The organism is Sporomusa termitida, assembly GCF_007641255.1.
In the GTDB taxonomy this organism is placed as follows: Bacteria; Bacillota; Negativicutes; order Sporomusales; family Sporomusaceae; genus Sporomusa; species Sporomusa termitida.
Genome location: NZ_CP036259.1, coordinates 682,500 through 700,708 on the forward strand (window position 1 = coordinate 682,500; position 18,209 = coordinate 700,708).

The following is an 18,209-nucleotide window of genomic DNA, read 5'->3' on the forward strand; positions in this document are numbered from 1 at the left end:
ATGTTTAGTGATATTGTAAAAGCAAACCGCAGTTACCGGCGTTTTTTTGAACAGGAGGCAGTCACGAGAGAAACCTTGCTCACGCTTGTGGATTATGCCAGGCTGGTTCCCGCCGGTGCCAATAAACAGGCGCTTAAATATTATATTGCTTGTGAGCAACCCCTTAACGGGCAGATCTTTGCCACTTTAGGCTGGGCTGCTTATTTAAAAGATTGGTCAGGCCCTGTTGCCGGCGAAAGGCCGGCAGCCTATATTATCATTGTTCAGGATAAAGGCTATAAGATGGGGAACAGCTTCGATGCCGGGATTGCTGCTCAGACCATTTTACTCGGGGCGACGGAAATCGGGCTGGGCGGGTGTATGCTTGGCAATATTAAGCACGCCCAATTGCAGGCGGCACTAAACCTAGCCGACAATTTTGAGATATTGCTGGTGATTGCCCTGGGGAAACCGAAAGAAAAGGTCGTTATTGAGGAAATCGAGGCCAATGGCGATATCAAATACTGGCGGGATGAAAACCAGGTTCATCATGTGCCGAAACGAAAATTGAAAGATATACTCATATAGTGCCGGAGGCTGACTAGTCGATAACTAGAGGCTGTATTCCATAGCTTGGAATGCAGTCTTTTAATTTTGGCTGATTAATAATCGGACAGTAAAAAGGCGTTTTTACCCCCTTTTAGCCAGATTTGCGTTCACTTAGCATTGGGCTGAAGGTTTTTACATGCTGTTGGCAAAATAATACAATAAAGGAGTGTTCATTGTGGCCGTTCATCTGACACTGGATAATGAGAATTTAGCAAGTACCTATGACGAGGTCAGCAATACCCAATTCAATAACGGATCGATATTGATTCAGAAACTGGCGGTGAAACCGGGCGATTCGGTCCTGGATATCGGCAGCGGCACTGGCCGGTTGGGCAGGCATGTCATTTCCCTCATTGGTCAGGCCGGCAATTTTGTCGGTATCGACCCTTTGGAAGAGCGTATTAAGATTGCCAATGGGAAAAACGAACATGCTAACGCCATATTCAAGCTTGGCAATGCTGAAGATCTCAGCTCTATACCAGATAATAGTTGCGATGTAGTGTACCTGAATGCGGTATTTCATTGGGTACTTAATAAAGAAGTCGCCTTGCAGGAGATATTCAGGGTCCTTAAGCCGGGAGGCAGGGTTGGTATTACAACAGGCGCCAAGGAACTTAGCAGTTTTACGGGCGTGAGATTAATTACGGATAACGTCCTGAAACGGGAGCCCTATAATAAGCTGGTCCGGCTGGAGGATAGTACTCAGAATCAGCATGGTTTGACTACCACTGAACTGATACAACTGTTGGCAGGAGCCGGTTTAACGGTTAAAGATATCGAGATCAAGGAGATCAAGCGGCGTTATCCAACAGCCAGGGCTGTTATCAGATTCAGTGAGGCCAGCTCCTTCGGCAATTTCCTGAACCATGTTCCCAAATCGTTACGGGATCAAGCCAAAGCGGATATTGAGTTCGAGCTTGAAAAGCAACGGCATAAAGACGGCATAACATTTAGCGGCTTCACGATATTTGCAGTAGCTGAGAAAAAGTGAAAAACGAAAACTGGTAAGAGTTTGCTTTATATTGCCAACGCGGTAACTGTAAGAATAAAAGAAAATTTATAATATGGAGATGATAGGATTGTATTGGAAATCTGCAGGTGCTGTTCATACAGCCAAAACGGTGGAATTAGCAGTGCGCAAAGCAAAAGAGTATGGCATTAAGTCAATAGTAGTGGCATCCAACAGTGGTAAAACAGCCGAATTGTTTGCCGGCCAGGTTGAAAATGTGGTGTGTGTTACCCATGCCAATGGTTTTAAGGAGCCGGGAGTTAATGAACTGACGCAGGAACAGCGCGCGCTATTGGCAGAAAATAATATAAACATACTGACAACCAGCCATGTCTTATCCGGGGCGGAGCGGGGAATCAGCCGAAAATTCGGCGGGATTTATCCGGTAGAGATTATAGCGAATACCCTTAAAATTTTTGGCCAGGGGGTTAAGGTTACTGTAGAGATTGCCGTCATGGCTCTGGATGCAGGGCTAATCCCCTATGGCGAAGATATTATTGCCATTGGCGGTACAGGCAAGGGGGCTGATACCGCTGTGGTGATACGACCGGCTCATGCCGCCAGTATTTTAGATACTTATATTGCGGAAATCATTTGCAAACCGTAAGGGTACAACGGTTAAGAAGTGTCGTGAGTTGTAAATATTAACGTATTTGGTTTAAGTCCTTGGAGGTTAGCTGGTCAGTAAGTGCGCAGCGATAAAGTCTGTACCAGCTTTCTTTATATTGAATTAAAAGCCCATTAAATGTTTGATTTGACGGCAATTCTCTTTTGTTGTAAGCATCTCCAGCAGCGTAAAGGCAACATCCAGGGCTGTTGCCGGTGACGAAGAGGTGATGATGTTACCATCAATGACTAGCGGCTGGTTAACAACCTTAACACCAAAAGCGGCTAATTGCTGTTGGCGGCAGCCATTGTTTAAATGGTATGTCGTACCCTGCCGCCCGCATAAAACCCCGCTTTTCCCCAGGGGCAAGGCCCCGACACAAATCGCGGCGATAATTTTTTCCGCCAGATTGAATTTTTGAATAATAGACAAAAAATCATCGCTGTACGCGTCTTTATAAAAACCGGCCGATTCAAATCCTCCCGGAATAGCTAAGGCATCGAATTCATTTACATCGACTTCCGCGGTCAGTAGCTCAGGCATAACAGTTAAACGTCCGGTACACATCAGTTGCTTTCGTAGGCCGCAAGTTACCAGTTTGGTAGATCTGTCACCTTCTACCATATTCCAATCCAATACATCAGTAAAAACACTCGCTTCGTAGGCTTCAAAGCCATTAGCCAGTAATAACAAAATTTGTTTCATAGCGACGCATCCCCCAATATATTTATACTTTGCTTTATATTATCATTAAACTATTATTTGGTAAATGTATTTGAACGGTTATCAAGGAGGAATGTAAGCAGCACGTTGTCTATTGTAAATATTCGGCAGGACAGGATCTGTCAACATTTGCTTGACGGAACTCAATAATTATATTGAAGGCTATCCGTAAATACAAAAATGGGGTTATTCCGCAAAGCGGGATTTCAGTTTGCGAAGTCAAAAAACAGTGGGACAAAACAAGCTTGTTTATTTGTCGGAAGTAAATAACCGGCCCGGAAAGATAAGCAAATCAGTAACTCACCGCCGGTAGTTGCGGCTTGTGCAGGGGAGAGATTTTGCGGGGAGGGGAGCGCATGCATAAAATCAGTAATTTTTCGTGGTTTGGTTTCCCAATTTCTATGGAGGAACGCTTCAAACTGATAAAGGCTGCCGGCTTTGACCATCAAATCCCCGGTGCGGGTACAATCGCTTGGAGTACATTGATGAAAAAAATTAAACAAACAGGCTACACCGGCGCAATTGCTCTCAAAGTTGACGGGAAATTTCCGCTGGGCGGGCAAACACCGGAAAAGTTTTTAAAAAAAGCTTTTGCTGCAGTGCAAAAACTATGCCAGTGATAGAAAAGATCCACATTCTGGGGGCTGCGGGATCAGGGACCACTACCTTGGGGCGGACTCTTGCCGTTCAGTTGGGTTATCAGCATTTTGACACAGATCATTATTTTTGGCTTCCTACCAAACCACCATTTCAAGTAAAGCGGGATGTGCAAGACAGGCAGCAATTTTTAGCTAAAGATTTAGACAGTGCGGACCGGTGGATATTATCAGGTTCCCTGTGTGGCTGGGGTGATATATTCATTCCGAAATTTGAATTGGTGGTCTATTTGTGGATTCCAAAAGATCTGCGTATGGAAAGACTCCTTAAACGCGAAATACAGCGGTATGGGGCGGCAGCAGTCAAAGCGAACGGCAAGCGGCATGCTGCTGCAAACGCTTTCCTGGAATGGGCTGCCGGTTATGATGAGGGTGGCTTGAATATGCGCAGTAAAATGCTGCATGAACAATGGCTGGCGGCGCTGCCTTGCAAAGTATTGCGTCTGGAAGGTGATCTGTCTGTGGAAGAACGGGCAGCGGCCATACATACTTGCACAAATGTTCCCTAGGCTGGATTAAAAGAGCTTGGAGGCGGCAGGGAAAGGCGTATTATTGGTGAAGAGTGCTATGATGTGATATGGATGGATATTCTAACTAAAAAATTCCGACAAAATTATCAGAGTATAGTTACACAGCATTTGAATCAATGGATTTAGGTTCAATGGCTGGCTGCGGAGAATGCTTTTGTCCAACTTGCTTGCCGAAAAGAGGGTGCCTACAAAAGCAGCATTGATATGTAAATAGTGGAGTGGAAGGGATTTTTAGATGAAAGAGATAGAATTAATTATTTTTGACATGGACGGATTAATGTTTGATACGGAAAGGCCAGCGTTTATTGCTTGGCAGGAGGCGGCTGCCTGCTGTGGGTACGAGGTTGACGATGTTATTTATAAACGAACTATTGGATCGAACGCCCAGCGGACAAGAGCAATATACCTGCAACATTTTGGTGAAGCCTTTCCTTATGAACGTGTTAAGGAGGAGCTGCGTAATTTAAGAAGCCATGCTAAAGAAACCGGTGTTCCGATTAAAGACGGCCTTTATGAACTACTGGATTATTTGAACAAGACCAAAGTAAAAAAGGCTGTGGCCACCTCCACGAGCCGGGAAAGGGCTCTGGAACTGTTAGCGAAAGCCGGAGTCATAGGCTGCTTTGATTGTGTGCTGTGCGGTGACGAAATAAAAGAATCCAAGCCGCATCCGGAAATATTTTTAAAAGTAGCCGGGCAACTGGGCTGCAGTCCGGAAAAATGTCTGGTACTGGAAGATTCGGAAGCAGGCATCTTAGCGGCCCACGCAGCAGGGATGCTGCCAATCATGGTCCCTGATATGAAGCAGCCGGAAGAGGAAATTAAAGTGTTGCTCTATAAACAACTGCTTAATTTATATGATGTAAGGGCGTTTCTGGCGGAAGTATTTTACTGAGTGGAAGTAAGCCGCAGATGATTTTGTACAGATGAATAGGATAACAATAACAGAGAGGTACTAGTTTGACTAACATCAATTTGCAAGCACTTGCTGGAAACCTTTTCGCTCTATTCGCAAAGGTGTGCTGGATATCATTGCTTCCATTAAACAGGGGAAAAAGGTTTGTACGCTCAATGAGGCTCAATTGGAACGAAATGCGATATAGGAGCTTCTCAAACGGCTTTATACCGAGTTTTTTCCGGCAGGCAGCTATGAGCGAGGCAACGGACCGGATATTGAGGTCTACTAGGAGGGGAATATTCATAGTCCGGACTATTATCGTTCCGAAGTTTGGATACCGGTGATTAAGAAGAACGCATAAGGAAAAAAAGTATTGACGAATATTTCCATATAGAATAGAATTTGATTAGAACTGTGAGCAACTGACTAGTCAATTAACTAGAGGCTGCATTCCGAAGTTGCGGAATGCAGCCTTTGCATTTTATTTTCTGTGGAAATGAGGATTGAAGATGCATAAAGAAGTAAGGGAAGTTCGTTATAAGGCAATGCTGATGACGAGCAGAAAAGATGAAGCTATATTAAGGTTTTACGAAAAGGCAGGATTTATTCGAGGAGAAAAAACAGGATTTGTAATCAGATTATAACCAGTTTTCAGAAGGGAGGAATCGGATGAAAATTCAAGATTGTTATGTGTGTAACTGGATATCAAGAATAGATGATGCTGAAAAAAAATATTATATTGCAGAATTGGATACTGGATTTGTTTTTTTAAGCAATAGATGGCAATATTTTAAAGGCTATACACGTTTTTTGTCAGCAAATTGCATGTGAACGAACTTCACTTAATACCTAAAGAATTTAGGCAGACATTTTTACTTGAAATGACTATTGTTTCTGAAGCAGTATATAATGTTTTTAAAGCTGAAAAAATCAACTGTGAATCTTTGGGGAACTCGTGTTCTCATGTGCATTGGCATATTATTCCGCGTTATGGAACTGACCCTTGCCCTGACAAAGCCATATGGAACATAGAACGGACTATTCTAGATTCTGTTATTTTGAGCGATAATGAATTATTGCAAATACAGCAAATTCTTGTAGCGGAAATGAAAGAACTATCTATAAAATATCAAATTAAAGCTGTTTTTAAATGAATTCTTTTCATTTGTACCGTAGGACACTGATGAACTTTTATGAACAAGCGGGATTTAGGCGCGGTGATAAAACCGGATTTGTCATAAGGCTTGACAAATAAGCCGCTGGCGATGAGAAGACAGATGAAAATTCGCGTCTGTTGAAACCAGTACCTGGAACACAACAATAGCGATTTGACATATTGAGTTGACTGGTAAACAGCCGGAGACACAATTAAGGTTTCCGGCTGTTTATTTTTTTGATTGCCAGCAGCCGGGAAAGGAAGGAGGCTTAAACAAGACTGCAAATAAAGGCTGGAAAGTAATATTAAAGCAATTATAAAAAATGGAGGGTACATATGAAAAGAGGAATAGTTTTAACACTATTATTGTTGTTTATTGCAATTGCAATTGCCTTTACCGGGTGTGGCAGCAGCAACCATAGTGGAGGCCATGCTGAACAAACAGCTGCGGCAGCGGGAGATACTAAGAAGCTTTTCCCCATTAGGGTGGCAGGCGACGGGACCGCGAACGGCGAAGTAGTAATTGGCAATGAAGTCGGAATTTTCCGGGAGGAAGGTATCGAGATTATATTTACCGGCGTGCTGAAGGGCGGCGCCACAGAGCTGCAAACCATCGCCCAGGGGATTAACGACGCCTTTATCAATGCGCATCCATTTGTTGTAGCGCAGGCAATTATGGCCGGGGTTAAGGTAAAAGCCGTTGCCCCCGGCATGATTGACGACCCGGAATTCCCCCATGTCCGGTATCTGGTCAGGGAGGACAGTCCGATCAAGACCCTGGATGATATCGTCGGCAAAAAAGTATCCCAAAGCAGTTCTTCTTCGGTTTGCCAGGACGGCTATTTAAAGCTGTACCTGCAACAACATAATCTGCCGCTGAATGTGGAGTGGGTGAAGTTGCCTAATCCGGGCCAGCAGGAGCAGGCTTTAAGGCAGGGACTGGTGGACATGACGACCTCACATCCGCCATTTTCCGGCATCACGGTACAACAGCCGGGCATTCGCCAGGTGGCCACCAGTTACGATATTGTGAAAACTCCGGGTGCCGGCCTGTCGGTCCGCGGGTTTAGCGAAAAGTTTATTGCCGAGCATCCGGATATTGTCAGGGCATTCTGCCGGGCATTGCAAAAATCGCACAAATGGATTAATGCCAACCAACAGGAGGCCACTGCCATTATGGCTAAAAAGCTGAAAGTTGACAATCAGGAGCATGTAAGTGTTTTCCGGTATGAGGAACGCGGCAGTATTGACCCCGTTTACATGGATTTGTGGATCAAAATGTCGGAGGATATCGGCCTGTGGCAGCCGGGGGCGATAAAAGCAACCGATATTTACACCAATGAGTTCGCGCCTAAGGATTGACATTACTGGCTTGGCTTAGTATTGCGGCATACCCTGTAATAGTATAATTGCTGGTTGGCGGCGTTTGTATAAAAAAGTTGTAAATGAGTGATAAGTGGAGCGTGAAACAATGAGCGATATTCGGCAATGGAAAGTCGGAATATTACTTTTTGATGAAGTCGAAGTACTTGATTTTGCAGGGCCCTTCGAAGTGTTTTCCGTGACGGCGTACTCTGAAAATGATCGTAAACCTTTTATTGTCGATACGATTTCTGAAACCGGGAATCTAATAGTTGCCCGCAATGGCTTAAAGGTTCAGCCTGATTACGGCTTTGATAACGCGCCATATTATGATATCCTGGTTATCCCCGGTGGTCCCGGCGCCCGTAACCGGCAAATCAATAACCAGGCAGTCATAGCGTGGATTAGGCAACGGTCAGCAGCAGTACAATTGATGACCTCCGTCTGCACCGGCGCCCTTCTATTGGCGCAAGCCGGCTTGCTGCAAGGGAAAAGGGCCACAACACATTGGGCCAGTTATGACCGGTTAGAAAACGAATTCCCGGAAGTAATAGTTAAAAGAAACATAAAGTATGTTGATGAAGGGAATATAATTACATCAGGGGGTATTTCAGCAGGAATTAATATGGCGTTTCATGTTGTCCGGCGGCTTTTAAGTCCGGAAATTGCGCAGCTAACGGCAAGGCGTATGGAATACGATATTGATATTGAAACACAGCAATACGCGAACGGTTGAAGCTTTATGGATTACAGTGTTACTTATGAGGCTGCAGTTTTCTATTCGCAGCCTCTTTAATTTGTCATGGAATAATAGTTGCGCGATCAACTAATTGACATTATATTTGTCATGTGATAACATTAAAAATATTAGTTTTACCAGTTTGTTATCCCGCTGCTGATCAGGAATAGACTGAAGGCTTAGGAATATTGTCCTAAGCCTTTTTTGTTTTTGCTGTGCATAGAGTAAGAGGATTGTAGGGGCCGCTGCCAGCTGCGGCCTCTGACTAGTCGGTGGAAGGGGTGCCGGAATAAGCTTGAAAACACCTATCAATGTGAAGTTTATGCTGAGAGCCTTGCGGTATCGCAATTATCGTTTGTTTTTCAGCGGGCAAGCTGTGTCTACAATTGGTACCTGGATGCAAACGATTGCCATGAACTGGCTGGTCTACAGGTTGACAGAATCCGCTTTTATGCTGGGCTCATTTAATTTTTTTAATTCAGTGCCAGGTTTATTATTGGGGCCTGTGGCCGGTGTAGTTGCTGACCGTTTTAACAGGCACAAAGTTATTATCATTACCCAGTCGTTAGCGATGCTGCAGGCAGTATTGCTGGCGGCTTTAGTGATAACCGGCAACATAGAGGTTTGGCACTTGTTAGGGTTAGGTTTCGTATTAGGCTGTATTAATGGCTTTGATTTGACCGCCAGACAGGCATTTGTTGTCGATTTGGTTGAAGACAAGGATGATTTGCCTAACGCTATCGCCTTGAACTCTATTATTCTTAGTGTCTCAAAACTGGTCGGCCCGTCGATAGCCGGCATATTAATTGCCCTAGTGGGTGAGGGTGCATGTTTTCTGCTAAATGCGGCCAGTTTCATTCCTGTGCTGGCGGCTTTGCTGTCTATGCGCGTTCAGGAACCGGTTAAACGGGAAAAGGAAAACAATTCGCCGTTGCGGGAGATGCATGAAGGCTATCTGTATGCCTACCATTTTCCACCGATTTGTTATACGGTGCTGCTCCTGGGGGTGGTCAATCTGGCCGGTACGGTGTATGTCACGCTAATGCCGATTTTTGCTCAGGATATATTTGCGGGCGATTCGTACACATTGGGGCTCCTGATGGGGGCTACCGGCTTGGGAGCGATTTGCGGGGCGACATTCATGGCCTCCCGGCCTGATCCGCAGGGCCTGGAGCGAGTGATTCCGTGGGCGGTTGTTCTGCTGGGAATTACATTGATCGTGTTTTCGCAGACAAATTGGTTGCTGATCGGGCTGCTGATGCTCTTTTTTATTGGCCTGGGGTCGATTGTTCATATTGCAGCCTCCAGTACATTAATGCAATCCCTGGTGGATGAAGATAAACGCGGTCGCGTTATGAGCCTGTATTCCATGTCGTTCGGGATGACTCCCTTTGGCAATTTGCTGGCCGGCATCATGGCGAGCTACATCGGCGCAGCGGCAACCGTTAGTACGGGCGGGGCGGTTTGTGTTGCCGGGGCAATACTGTTTTTTTGCCGGCTGCAGGACATAGAAAAACATACCAAAACTAATAATAAAATAGATGAACAAAATGTGATTGTCCCTACGTCCTGTAACAGAGTTTCCGGCGAGAAAATATAGATGAATATACAACTGCAAAAGCGCTGTAATGATTGTAACGACTGGCCGGTTAACCAGAATCGGCATTCGGTAAGTTCGGATGCACTCTTTAAGATTTGGAGGATTAGCAATGGACAGTAAAAAAATATTTTCTGATAAAGTTAATTATTATGTGAAGTACCGCCCGCAATACCCTAATGAATTTATTGAGTATCTTATTAATGGGGTCGGTGTGTCCCCGGCTTCTATTGTCGCTGATGTGGGCGCCGGGACCGGGATTTTCACCAAATTGCTGGCCGGCAAAGTGAAAACAATCTATGCAGTTGAGCCTAATCCGGATATGAGGGCGGCCTGTGTGGAATATTGCCGTGGCTATAAAAATTTTGTGGCTGTTGACGGCAGCGCCGAGGAAACTTCCCTGCCAGGCCACAGTGTTGATTTCGTTACGGTAGCCCAGGCTTTTCACTGGTTCGATGCGGAAAAGGCAAAAAATGAGTTCCAGCGCATACTTAAGCCGCATGGCAAAGTTATTTTAGTATGGAATCGTGATGAGGAAAATGACTTTGCCCAAGAATATGGCGCATTACGCAGAAAGCTATTTCCTGATTCCTGGCAAGATGGCAGCAACGGCAATGGGAAAAATCCCGCTGCATATCGCACATTTTTTCGCGAAGGCAAATATGATGCCAAAATCTTTAAAACAGGCAATACAGTGTCATTGGAACAGTTTATTGGTGCTTCCCTGTCAACGTCATACGCTCCTTCTGAAAAAGATGAGAAATTTCCAGCATTCATTGATGGTTTGACGGCGCTATTTGCAAAATATAGCCAAGACGGGCAAATACGATTCCGTAATCATGCGTATAGCTATGTGGGGGAGGTGTAAATATCACGGCTTTTCAGCCGCAATAATGTTCATGGCATGCTTGTGCGCAAGGCCGGAGGAGTTACAGTCAAATATTATTTCATCACATTCTTTGATCAGCCAATTGCTGTAAAGAGTAAAAAGTTCGCCCGACCGCCAGCTGTGGGCATTCGGTTCCTGTTCCGGGGCAGGGGGAATAAACGGTTTGGTCACAAAGGCCGATAAAACATGAAGTCCCTGCGGGGATGTATGCTGCTGGTAGTTGAGAAATATCTCCTGCCGGAGTTCCGGTTTTAAATAATGGAGAACGCCATTGGAATAAAGGATATCGTAGTTAGATTCCAGTCTGAAATCAAGGACATCGGCCTTAAAGACATTTACATAGACACCAACGTTGTCAGCCAGTCTTTTGGTTTTCTCAATGCCGGCATCGGCTATATCAAAGGCTGTTACCTGATAGCCGTTTCTGGCAAAGAATACGGCGTCTTTGCCTTCACCACAGCCAATGTCCAATAGTTTTAGGGGTTTAGCCGGCGGCAGCATGGATAATATTTTATAACACAGTTTTGAGGGCGCAAGACCCCAGTAATAACCATCCTGGGCATACTCATCCTCATAAATGGTCCGTTTCTGTTCCTGATGCGAGGTATAGCCCATAAGTCTGTCAATGCTTACCTCTAATATACTGGCTAGATGCGGTAAAAGGGTGATATCCGGATAGGTCTGATTGGTTTCCCATTTTGACACGGCCTGAAATGTAATATTAAGTTGAGTAGCTAATTCCTCCTGCGTGATGTTTTTGAGTTTACGGTATCTACTGATATTTTTTCCTAAACTGTTTTTCATAAAGTAAGACCTCGTTTTCATTGTTTTAATTTCATTATATCGGTGAAAATGTAGCTGAACAATAACCGTATGATTGAATACTTGTGAGACTCGACAGGCAGTTGATTGACAAAATTTACCGTATGTGATATGTTGAAAAATAAGCTCGTATACTTTGCTTTAATAGTAGTTGGTTGATTAGTAAAGACTAAAGGCCAAGAAGCTTTCCATCAGGATTGTTTCTTGCCTTTTTATTTAATTTAAAAGGAGCGTGGTAACATGCCGGTTATTACTATTGAGACAGGAAAGCTGGAAAAAGAACAGAAGGTGCTGCTGGTTGAGCGGTTTACTAAAACTGCGAGCGAAATACTGAAGATTCCGGAACAGTCTTTCATTGTCCAGCTTAAAGAGAATGAGAGTGACAACATCGGCGTTGGCGGTAAACTGTTAACTCAGGTGATTGCGGAGCGAAATAGCAAATAAGCCGCTTGTTATCGTAGGTCTGCCCTAAAAAGCAATTCTGCTTAAATCTGCAGGATTCAGCTGCCTGGAGGCAGACGCGCCTTGCACCCGCCAGTAAAGAACAGCAGGATCATATAATATGATTCGGCTGTTCTTTTTCTAAAGGATGAAGGGTGACCTATGACTTGATAGACCTACCAACAAATTGGTGCATGGAAAGTTGCGACTGTTTATAGATTGTCTGTTATACTGACAATAAAGAGAGGATAGCATGATGGACTGGATCGAAAGAATGAATGGGGCGATGAGTTATATTGAGGACAATTTAACGGCAGAAATTGATTTTAAAACCGCAGCGGCAACAGCCTGCTGCTCGGTATATCACTTTCAGCGGATGTTTTCTTTTATTACCGAGATTCCTTTATCGGAGTACATACGACGGAGAAGGCTGACCTTGGCCGCAGCCGATCTGCAAAATACTGATATTAAAATCATTAATTTAGCCCTCAGGTATGGTTATCCTTCACCCGCGCTTTTCAAAAAATGCACGGTGTTACGCCCTCGGCGGCGCGGGCGACAGGAGTTCGGTTAAAAGCTTATCCACGGCTATCCTTTCATATTTCATTGAGAGGAGATCAGGAAATGAATTACAAAATCGTTAAGAAGGACGGGTTTGCGGTTGTTGGCAAATCGATGCGGGTATCTACGGTTAATCAAGACCAATTAAAAACAATTCCCCGGTTTTGGGCTGAAGCTTGCCGGGCTGGAACTGTCGGCAAACTTACTGATATTGCGGCGAACGGTGCGGATGGCCAAACTAACCGAAAGCTGCTGGGGATTTGCACAGATTTTAATGACAATAACGAGTTTTCTTATGTTATTGCCGTCGAAAGTACGGCTAAAGAGGAATATGCAGGGTTTGAGGTTTTTCCTATTCCCCCTGCGGACTGGGGCGTATTTGAGGCAACCGGCCCAATGCCGGGGGCCATCCAGGAGCTGTTTAAACGCATATATACCGAGTTTTTTCCGGCTGGCGGCTATGAAAGGGCTGAGGGGCCTGACCTGGAAATCTACTATGAGGGTGATATTGCCAGTCCGGACTACCGTTCTGAGATCTGGATACCGGTGGTTAAACAGGCTATGGCTGGTGCCAAAGGATAGCCAGGAATTGACATCAATATGAAACAGGAATATAATTTAGCCAATAATAGTAAAGTGGCAATGTTAAGCTGACTGTAAAAAAACAGAGGCTGCGAGTATGAAGTTTTCTACTCGCAGCCTCTTTGTTTTTTTCTATTACTGCAAACAGGCTTATTTACAGCGAATGACAGCCGGGTGATTCGTTGTGTTATAAAGTTAAAAATCAGGAGTGATTATGATGAAAATTATTGGCTTGGCCGGCAGCCCGCGAAAAAATGGCAATACCGACGTACTGGTGCAAAAGGCTTTGGCCGGAGCCCGGGCCCAGGGCAGTGAAACAGAGCTGTTTCATTTAAATGAGCTTGCGGCCCGGGGCTGTCAGGCCTGCTACGGCTGTAAGAAAGCCGGCAAATGTGTCATAAATGATGATTTGACCAACGTATTCACAGCCATTGAGACTGCTGACGGTATTGTACTGGGGTCGCCCATTTATTTTGGGCGGTTTACAGCGCAAACAGCCACTTTTATGGACCGGTTGTACGGCTACATTAAACCTGATTCCACCAGCAGTCTTGGTGCCGGAAAAAAGTTTGGACTGGTATTCACCCAGGGGCAGCCAGACGCCGGCTTATACACCGGCACGACGGAAGCAACCGCCCGGGTCCTGGCCCGCGTTGGTTTTGAAGCTGGCCCCGGAACCCTGGTGGGAAGCGGCTTACGGGAACCTGGCATAGCCCGGGAAAATGAACAGTTTCTCCAAGCCGCTTTTGCTATAGGTCAAGAACTAGCCGGACGGTAGGGGGATTGTATTGTGAAAAGAGGGTTGAGATTTACGCTATCTTAATAGAAACGTAAGATCTCAACCCTGTTTAGTCCCTTATTTGATTATCGTTACCGTACCTTCCCGGCGCGGCGGCGCGGCCGGTGCTGCGCCCGCATTATAGCCGAAGGCTCCTGAGCCGATGATTGTGTAGCCGGCGGGAATGCCTAACTCCTGATTCAGTGCCCGACCTGCTTCTGTATCAAACAGCAGGCGCAGGGAATGAATCCAGCAAGAGCCTATACCTAAAACGTGGGCTGCCAGAAACAGGTTGCCTAACGCCAGACTGCCGTCTGCCTGGGGGGCAATGGCTTTTTCATCACCAGAGACAATAATTAATGTCGGGGCATGATAGAAGGGGCTGAAGTTTTCCGCTTTGGCCCGTTCTATTAACCCGGGATTGCCTGAATTCAAAAAAACAGTCTGCAGCGCATTATTGATTTTACTCAATAAATCCTGTTTTTGCACGACTGTAAAATGCCAGGACTGCTCATTTCTGGCACTGGGGGCAAATTGGCCCGCCTCCAGGATAGTCTGCAATTCGTCATCGGTTATTTGTTCGGGTTTAAAAGTCCTGATACTCCTGCGCTGTACGATGGCCTTTAAGGTTTCACTCATGTCATGTTCCCTCCTAATCATGATTTATCCGACAGCGTACGCCACTGAGCCTGGCCTATCTTTGCGGGCGGGTGTGGCATGGCTTTTGGGATCAGACTTCCACTTCCAGTCTTTTTTCTGCGGGTTCCTGCACAACAAGGGTCATGAGAAAGCCGTATTGATTTGAGGACAGCTTTAAATGAACTGAATAGTTGGATCATTTCTTCCCTTTGATGTTAAAAGTACTGAAGGCTAAGGTATATCAAGCAGGTATACCTTAGCCTTCAGTACTTACCGATCAGCTGTTGCCAACACATGTAATTATAGTTAATTAATAACAGTGACTTGATTATCATTTTACATTTTATAGTACTACAGGCATTGAATGATGTCAATATACCAACAGTCTGTACTGTAAGGGAGAACTGACAGGGCAGTAATAATCGGTTGCTCTGTTGACCTGCATACTGCCTGAATTTTACATTAACCAGCAGGATATTTACATGAACAGTAGTATATTAACATTGAACAGATGACTAATACAACAAATATCAGGTAAGTCACTTTAACAGGAGGCGGCATCTATGTACAATGACACCGTACTTGATCATTTCTCAAATCCGAGGAATATCGGTGAAATCGCCGATGCTGACGGGATTGGTACTGTGGGCAACCCAATAGACGGTGATCTTATAACGCTTTATATAAAAATAGACGGCAACATCCTGGCTGATGTCAAAGTCAAAACCTTTGGCTGTGCCGCGGCGATCGCGGCCAGCAGTATGGTTACGGTTATGGCTTGTGGCAAGACGGTGCAAGAGGCCCTGACGATAACCAACGAAGCCGTAGCTGCAGCCCTGGACGGGCTGCCACCCCAAAAAATAAGGTGTTCCAATATTGCTGCCGATGCGCTTCACAATGCGATTGCCGATTATTGTGCCAAAGCCGGCGGACAGGGAGGTGAGCCGGATGATACTTGCCAGAGAGCAGATAAATAGGTATTTACGGCATATTATTATGCCGGAGATTAGCGGTCCGGGGCAGAAAAAACTGTTGGAGGCGGCGGTATTTGTCTGTGGGGAAAGTATAGAAGCCGCAGCCCCGGCCATATACTACCTGGCGGCGGCCGGTATAGGCCGCATAAACTGCCGGTTGGAAACGGCAACCGGGTTTGACCGGCTTGCGGCCGATATCCGGGATTTAAACAGTGATGTGGCGCTGGCGTTGGCGGACGGAGCGGATAGCCAATTCCGGATTTTTTTAGGCAGTCCGGCATTTATTGTCAGGCAGAGAGCAACTATAGCCCAGGATTTTTTGCCAGCCGTAATAGCCCTCCACAAGGGCTGGCAAGGGGGCATTCAGGTATGTAAGGAACTGGCAGCAGCAGAAACTTTGCTGGCGGCCTTAGCGGCCGGGCAGCAACCGGCTGGCACCGGTGCCAGCCGGTTGCTGCCGAATAGGGTATTTTCCCGTTGCCTTTCAGGCGCATTAGGCGTTATGGAAATCGTCAAGCTAATCCTGGCTATTGGCGAAACAACAGCTAGCCTGCTCTGTTTTGACCTGCTGTCCATGGAATTTAGAAAATCCAGTGGCCAGGATCTTGACCAGCTGGCCGCCGAACTGGGTGCGGTAAAACCCGAAGACTGCCGGGAAACCAGACTGGAGCACGGCAAGGTGCTGATTGTCGGTACCGGCGGGCTGGGTTCGCCGGCCGCCTACGCTCTGGCCGCCGCAGGTGTCGGCACCATCGGCCTGGTGGATTATGACGTTGTGGAGATCAGCAACCTTAACCGCCAGATATTGCATGCCGCTTCCCGGATTGGCATGCCGAAAGTGGAATCAGCGGCAGTTTTTCTGAAACAGTTAAATCCGCAGCTTACAGTTAATGTTTACAATACCAGCCTGACCAAGGCAAACGTTTATGATATTCTTGCCGGTTATGATGTTGTCATTGTCGCCGTCGACAATTTCCCGGCCAGGTTTTTACTTAACGATGCCTGCTTTTTTGCCGGCAAACCGATGATTGATGCCGGCGTGCTCAGATTTGCCGGTAGTTCTATGACCGTTGTCACGCCCGCAGGACCCTGTTATCGCTGCACACTGCCGGCGATTCCCTCTGCCGGCAGTGTACCATCCTGTTCTGAGACCGGGGTACTGGGAGCCTTGCCTGGGATTATGGGCTTCATCCAGTCTGCAGAAGCGGCAAAATTATTATCCGGCCAGGGCCAGCTGTTACGAGGCAGGGTTGTTTACCTGGACGGATTATTCAGCCGTTTTCTAACCCTCCGGTTGCACAAAGCCGACAACTGCGCCCTGTGCGGGCCTAAGCCGACGATTCATGAACTGCAGGAGTATGAGTTTGTGTGTGCCGATGCGGCTGAGCAGACGGCCCCATGAGGCTGTCTGCCAGTCATCAACCGGTGCAGCTTACGAAGGAACAGGCCCGGCGCTTCGTGCTTGCCCACCAGGGCTTATGGCCGCCTTGCCGGTGGGCCGGCAAGCAGGGGATACTTAGTTATATCCGGCGTGTGGGCTGTATTCAGTTTGATCCCCTGAGTATTGTCGGTTATAATCAGGAGTTGGTGCTGCAGGCCCGTGTGGCTGAATTTCGTCCGTCCCTGCTGCAGGAGCTGCTGTATCAGGACCGCAGCCTGATCGATGGCTGGGATAAGAATATGTCCATCTACTGCACGGAGGATTGGCCTTATTTTGCCCGCAATCGAGAACACGCCTTTCATAGTCCGCGCAATAGTTCCGAGCTTGAGCTCTTTTTGCCTCAGGTCCGTAATGAGATTGAAAAACGGGGACCTTTGTCTTCAGCGGATCTTAACTATGATCAGATCATAGACTGGTCCTGGGCCCCTACCCGGATCGCCCGGGCGGCATTGGAAACCCTGTATTTCCGGGGAGAATTGATTATTCATCATAAGGCTCGTACCCGTAAGATCTATGATCTGGCCAGCCGGCAGCTTCCCCGGGTTTTGCTGCAGTCCCCGGACCCCAATAAAACAGAACAGCAGTATCACGATTGGTATATTACCCGGCGGATCGGAAGCATTGGGCTGCTGTGGAATAAGTCTGGTGATGCGTGGCTGGGGATCTCGGGAATAAAGAGCAGCGCGCGTAGTGAAGCCCTGCAGCGGCTGCTTATGCAGGGCAGGATTATTGAGCTAGCAGTGGCAGGGATCAAACCTGTACTGTATATGCGGCGTGAGGATAGCTACTGCCTGGACAGTGTCCTGCATCAGTCTGAGCAGGAATGTCAGGCCTCTATCCTTGCCCCCCTCGATAATCTGCTCTGGGAGCGGCAACTCGTGCAGGCGTTATTTAATTTTGATTACCGCTGGGAGGTTTACAAGCCGGCTGATAAACGTTTATATGGCTACTATGTATTGCCGGTCTTGTATGGCGATCAGTTTATAGCGCGGTTTGAGCCGGCAATAGATAAACAGAGCAGAACACTGGTGATTAAGAACTGGTGGTGGGAGCCTGACGTACAGCAATCAGAACCAATGCGGGCTGAAATTCGCCGGTGTTTGTTGCGTTTTGCAGACTATCTGGGGATTGTGTTTATACCAAGTCAGGCTGATGTCTATAATTAGCCTGTGGCAGGTGTGAGACCCCCGGCGCTTATACTCTCCGGGGGTCTCATT

Annotated in this window: 23 protein-coding genes; 20 read left to right on the forward strand and 3 right to left on the reverse strand. The window is 46.5% G+C overall.

From position 1 onward, the window contains the following. The 3 genes from SPTER_RS03000 to SPTER_RS03010 all read left to right on the forward strand — a co-directional run bounded on the left by SPTER_RS03000 (position 1) and on the right by SPTER_RS03010 (position 2,204). On the forward strand, positions 1-567 hold the full coding sequence (locus SPTER_RS03000; protein ID WP_144348992.1) for a nitroreductase family protein: 567 nt from the start codon (positions 1-3) through the stop codon (positions 565-567). 196 nt (positions 568-763) lie between these two features. Then, positions 764-1,579, forward strand: coding sequence for a class I SAM-dependent methyltransferase (locus tag SPTER_RS03005; RefSeq protein ID WP_170233124.1), 816 nt, complete (start codon positions 764-766; stop codon positions 1,577-1,579). 79 nt (positions 1,580-1,658) lie between these two features. Further along, positions 1,659-2,204 (forward strand): pyruvate kinase alpha/beta domain-containing protein, encoded by a 546-nt coding sequence (locus tag SPTER_RS03010; protein WP_246105456.1) that lies wholly within the window; start codon positions 1,659-1,661, stop codon positions 2,202-2,204. A gap of 123 nt (positions 2,205-2,327) precedes the next feature. Here SPTER_RS03010 and SPTER_RS03015 read toward each other — a convergent pair whose 3' ends face one another. Further along, positions 2,328-2,909 carry a DJ-1/PfpI family protein gene (locus SPTER_RS03015; protein WP_144348994.1) on the reverse strand — a complete coding sequence of 194 codons (582 nt, stop codon included), beginning with the start codon at positions 2,907-2,909 and terminating at the stop codon, positions 2,328-2,330. 374 nt (positions 2,910-3,283) lie between these two features. Between SPTER_RS03015 and SPTER_RS03020 the strand changes: the two genes are divergently transcribed. From SPTER_RS03020 to SPTER_RS03060, 10 genes are all read left to right on the forward strand, one after another. After that, positions 3,284-3,547, forward strand: coding sequence for a hypothetical protein (locus SPTER_RS03020; protein WP_144348995.1), 264 nt, complete (start codon positions 3,284-3,286; stop codon positions 3,545-3,547). Further along, positions 3,538-4,092, forward strand: a complete 555-nt coding sequence (locus SPTER_RS03025) for an AAA family ATPase (RefSeq protein WP_211367420.1) — start codon at positions 3,538-3,540, stop codon at positions 4,090-4,092. The genes SPTER_RS03020 and SPTER_RS03025 overlap by 10 nt, the downstream gene beginning before the upstream one ends. 256 nt (positions 4,093-4,348) lie before the next feature. After that, positions 4,349-5,008 carry an HAD family hydrolase gene (locus SPTER_RS03030; protein ID WP_144348997.1) on the forward strand — a complete coding sequence of 220 codons (660 nt, stop codon included), beginning with the start codon at positions 4,349-4,351 and terminating at the stop codon, positions 5,006-5,008. A gap of 512 nt (positions 5,009-5,520) precedes the next feature. After that, the gene (locus SPTER_RS25570) at positions 5,521-5,655 is read left to right on the forward strand and encodes a hypothetical protein (protein WP_281289493.1); all 135 of its coding nucleotides are present in this window, start codon (positions 5,521-5,523) and stop codon (positions 5,653-5,655) included. A 25-nt stretch (positions 5,656-5,680) separates the two neighbouring features. Continuing rightward, the gene (locus SPTER_RS24520; protein ID WP_170233125.1) at positions 5,681-5,842 is read left to right on the forward strand and encodes a hypothetical protein; all 162 of its coding nucleotides are present in this window, start codon (positions 5,681-5,683) and stop codon (positions 5,840-5,842) included. Then, entirely contained in the window at positions 5,839-6,165 is a 327-nt protein-coding gene (locus tag SPTER_RS03040; protein WP_170233126.1) for an HIT family protein, read from the forward strand. The genes SPTER_RS24520 and SPTER_RS03040 overlap by 4 nt, the downstream gene beginning before the upstream one ends. A gap of 338 nt (positions 6,166-6,503) precedes the next feature. Beyond that, positions 6,504-7,529, forward strand: a complete 1,026-nt coding sequence (locus tag SPTER_RS03045; RefSeq protein WP_144348999.1) for an ABC transporter substrate-binding protein — start codon at positions 6,504-6,506, stop codon at positions 7,527-7,529. 109 nt (positions 7,530-7,638) lie between these two features. Beyond that, positions 7,639-8,265 carry a DJ-1/PfpI family protein gene (locus SPTER_RS03050; protein ID WP_144349000.1) on the forward strand — a complete coding sequence of 209 codons (627 nt, stop codon included), beginning with the start codon at positions 7,639-7,641 and terminating at the stop codon, positions 8,263-8,265. Between the two features lie 298 nt (positions 8,266-8,563). Beyond that, positions 8,564-9,868 (forward strand): MFS transporter, encoded by a 1,305-nt coding sequence (locus SPTER_RS03055; protein ID WP_211367422.1) that lies wholly within the window; start codon positions 8,564-8,566, stop codon positions 9,866-9,868. 109 nt (positions 9,869-9,977) lie between these two features. After that, on the forward strand, positions 9,978-10,733 hold the full coding sequence (locus tag SPTER_RS03060) for a class I SAM-dependent methyltransferase (protein ID WP_170233127.1): 756 nt from the start codon (positions 9,978-9,980) through the stop codon (positions 10,731-10,733). Positions 10,734-10,736: 3 nt separating this feature from the next. Here the strand turns inward: SPTER_RS03060 and SPTER_RS03065 are convergent, their stop codons facing one another. Then, complete coding sequence (locus tag SPTER_RS03065) at positions 10,737-11,558, reverse strand: class I SAM-dependent methyltransferase (protein ID WP_144349002.1); 822 nt, start codon at positions 11,556-11,558, stop codon at positions 10,737-10,739. 258 nt (positions 11,559-11,816) lie between these two features. On the opposite strand from SPTER_RS03065, the gene dmpI reads away from it, so the two are divergent. The 4 genes from dmpI (at position 11,817) to SPTER_RS03080 (ending at position 13,938) form a co-directional block, all read left to right on the forward strand. Next, positions 11,817-12,020 carry a 4-oxalocrotonate tautomerase DmpI gene (gene dmpI / locus SPTER_RS03070; RefSeq protein WP_144349003.1) on the forward strand — a complete coding sequence of 68 codons (204 nt, stop codon included), beginning with the start codon at positions 11,817-11,819 and terminating at the stop codon, positions 12,018-12,020. Positions 12,021-12,270: 250 nt separating this feature from the next. Continuing rightward, entirely contained in the window at positions 12,271-12,591 is a 321-nt protein-coding gene (locus SPTER_RS25000; RefSeq protein WP_211367424.1) for a helix-turn-helix transcriptional regulator, read from the forward strand. 50 nt (positions 12,592-12,641) lie between these two features. Beyond that, positions 12,642-13,160: a GyrI-like domain-containing protein gene (locus SPTER_RS25005; protein WP_211367426.1), complete on the forward strand. Its 519-nt coding sequence runs from the start codon at positions 12,642-12,644 to the stop codon at positions 13,158-13,160. Positions 13,161-13,374: 214 nt separating this feature from the next. Then, positions 13,375-13,938 carry a flavodoxin family protein gene (locus SPTER_RS03080; RefSeq protein WP_211367428.1) on the forward strand — a complete coding sequence of 188 codons (564 nt, stop codon included), beginning with the start codon at positions 13,375-13,377 and terminating at the stop codon, positions 13,936-13,938. A 78-nt stretch (positions 13,939-14,016) separates the two neighbouring features. Here the strand turns inward: SPTER_RS03080 and SPTER_RS03085 are convergent, their stop codons facing one another. Then, a complete protein-coding gene (locus SPTER_RS03085) occupies positions 14,017-14,577 on the reverse strand; it encodes a nitroreductase family protein (protein ID WP_144349004.1) in 561 nt (186 codons plus the stop codon). A gap of 563 nt (positions 14,578-15,140) precedes the next feature. On the opposite strand from SPTER_RS03085, the gene SPTER_RS03090 reads away from it, so the two are divergent. Genes SPTER_RS03090 through SPTER_RS03100 form a run of 3 tightly spaced genes read left to right on the forward strand, consistent with a single transcriptional unit; the run spans position 15,141 to position 18,158 of the window. Continuing rightward, positions 15,141-15,554 (forward strand): iron-sulfur cluster assembly scaffold protein, encoded by a 414-nt coding sequence (locus SPTER_RS03090; protein WP_144349005.1) that lies wholly within the window; start codon positions 15,141-15,143, stop codon positions 15,552-15,554. Then, complete coding sequence (locus SPTER_RS03095; protein ID WP_144349006.1) at positions 15,526-16,953, forward strand: ThiF family adenylyltransferase; 1,428 nt, start codon at positions 15,526-15,528, stop codon at positions 16,951-16,953. Before SPTER_RS03090 ends, SPTER_RS03095 begins: the two co-directional genes overlap by 29 nt. Further along, the gene (locus tag SPTER_RS03100; protein ID WP_144349007.1) at positions 16,950-18,158 is read left to right on the forward strand and encodes a winged helix-turn-helix domain-containing protein; all 1,209 of its coding nucleotides are present in this window, start codon (positions 16,950-16,952) and stop codon (positions 18,156-18,158) included. Before SPTER_RS03095 ends, SPTER_RS03100 begins: the two co-directional genes overlap by 4 nt. Positions 18,159-18,209 lie beyond the last annotated feature (51 nt).

Bases quoted from the DNA above. Each gene is read 5' to 3' on its own strand.
- SPTER_RS03000 (WP_144348992.1), top strand. From the start codon at position 1: ATGTTTAGTGATATTGTAAAAGCAAACCGCAGTTACCGGCGTTTTTTT.
- SPTER_RS03010 (WP_246105456.1), top strand. From the start codon at position 1,659: ATGATAGGATTGTATTGGAAATCTGCAGGTGCTGTTCATACAGCCAAA.
- SPTER_RS03015 (WP_144348994.1), bottom strand. From the start codon at position 2,909: ATGAAACAAATTTTGTTATTACTGGCTAATGGCTTTGAAGCCTACGAA.
- SPTER_RS03020 (WP_144348995.1), top strand. From the start codon at position 3,284: ATGCATAAAATCAGTAATTTTTCGTGGTTTGGTTTCCCAATTTCTATG.
- SPTER_RS03025 (WP_211367420.1), top strand. From the start codon at position 3,538: ATGCCAGTGATAGAAAAGATCCACATTCTGGGGGCTGCGGGATCAGGG.
- SPTER_RS03030 (WP_144348997.1), top strand. From the start codon at position 4,349: ATGAAAGAGATAGAATTAATTATTTTTGACATGGACGGATTAATGTTT.
- SPTER_RS25570 (WP_281289493.1), top strand. From the start codon at position 5,521: ATGCATAAAGAAGTAAGGGAAGTTCGTTATAAGGCAATGCTGATGACG.
- SPTER_RS24520 (WP_170233125.1), top strand. From the start codon at position 5,681: ATGAAAATTCAAGATTGTTATGTGTGTAACTGGATATCAAGAATAGAT.
- SPTER_RS03045 (WP_144348999.1), top strand. From the start codon at position 6,504: ATGAAAAGAGGAATAGTTTTAACACTATTATTGTTGTTTATTGCAATT.
- SPTER_RS03050 (WP_144349000.1), top strand. From the start codon at position 7,639: ATGAGCGATATTCGGCAATGGAAAGTCGGAATATTACTTTTTGATGAA.
- SPTER_RS03060 (WP_170233127.1), top strand. From the start codon at position 9,978: ATGGACAGTAAAAAAATATTTTCTGATAAAGTTAATTATTATGTGAAG.
- SPTER_RS03065 (WP_144349002.1), bottom strand. From the start codon at position 11,558: ATGAAAAACAGTTTAGGAAAAAATATCAGTAGATACCGTAAACTCAAA.
- dmpI (WP_144349003.1), top strand. From the start codon at position 11,817: ATGCCGGTTATTACTATTGAGACAGGAAAGCTGGAAAAAGAACAGAAG.
- SPTER_RS25000 (WP_211367424.1), top strand. From the start codon at position 12,271: ATGATGGACTGGATCGAAAGAATGAATGGGGCGATGAGTTATATTGAG.
- SPTER_RS25005 (WP_211367426.1), top strand. From the start codon at position 12,642: ATGAATTACAAAATCGTTAAGAAGGACGGGTTTGCGGTTGTTGGCAAA.
- SPTER_RS03080 (WP_211367428.1), top strand. From the start codon at position 13,375: ATGATGAAAATTATTGGCTTGGCCGGCAGCCCGCGAAAAAATGGCAAT.
- SPTER_RS03085 (WP_144349004.1), bottom strand. From the start codon at position 14,577: ATGAGTGAAACCTTAAAGGCCATCGTACAGCGCAGGAGTATCAGGACT.
- SPTER_RS03090 (WP_144349005.1), top strand. From the start codon at position 15,141: ATGTACAATGACACCGTACTTGATCATTTCTCAAATCCGAGGAATATC.
- SPTER_RS03095 (WP_144349006.1), top strand. From the start codon at position 15,526: ATGATACTTGCCAGAGAGCAGATAAATAGGTATTTACGGCATATTATT.
- SPTER_RS03100 (WP_144349007.1), top strand. From the start codon at position 16,950: ATGAGGCTGTCTGCCAGTCATCAACCGGTGCAGCTTACGAAGGAACAG.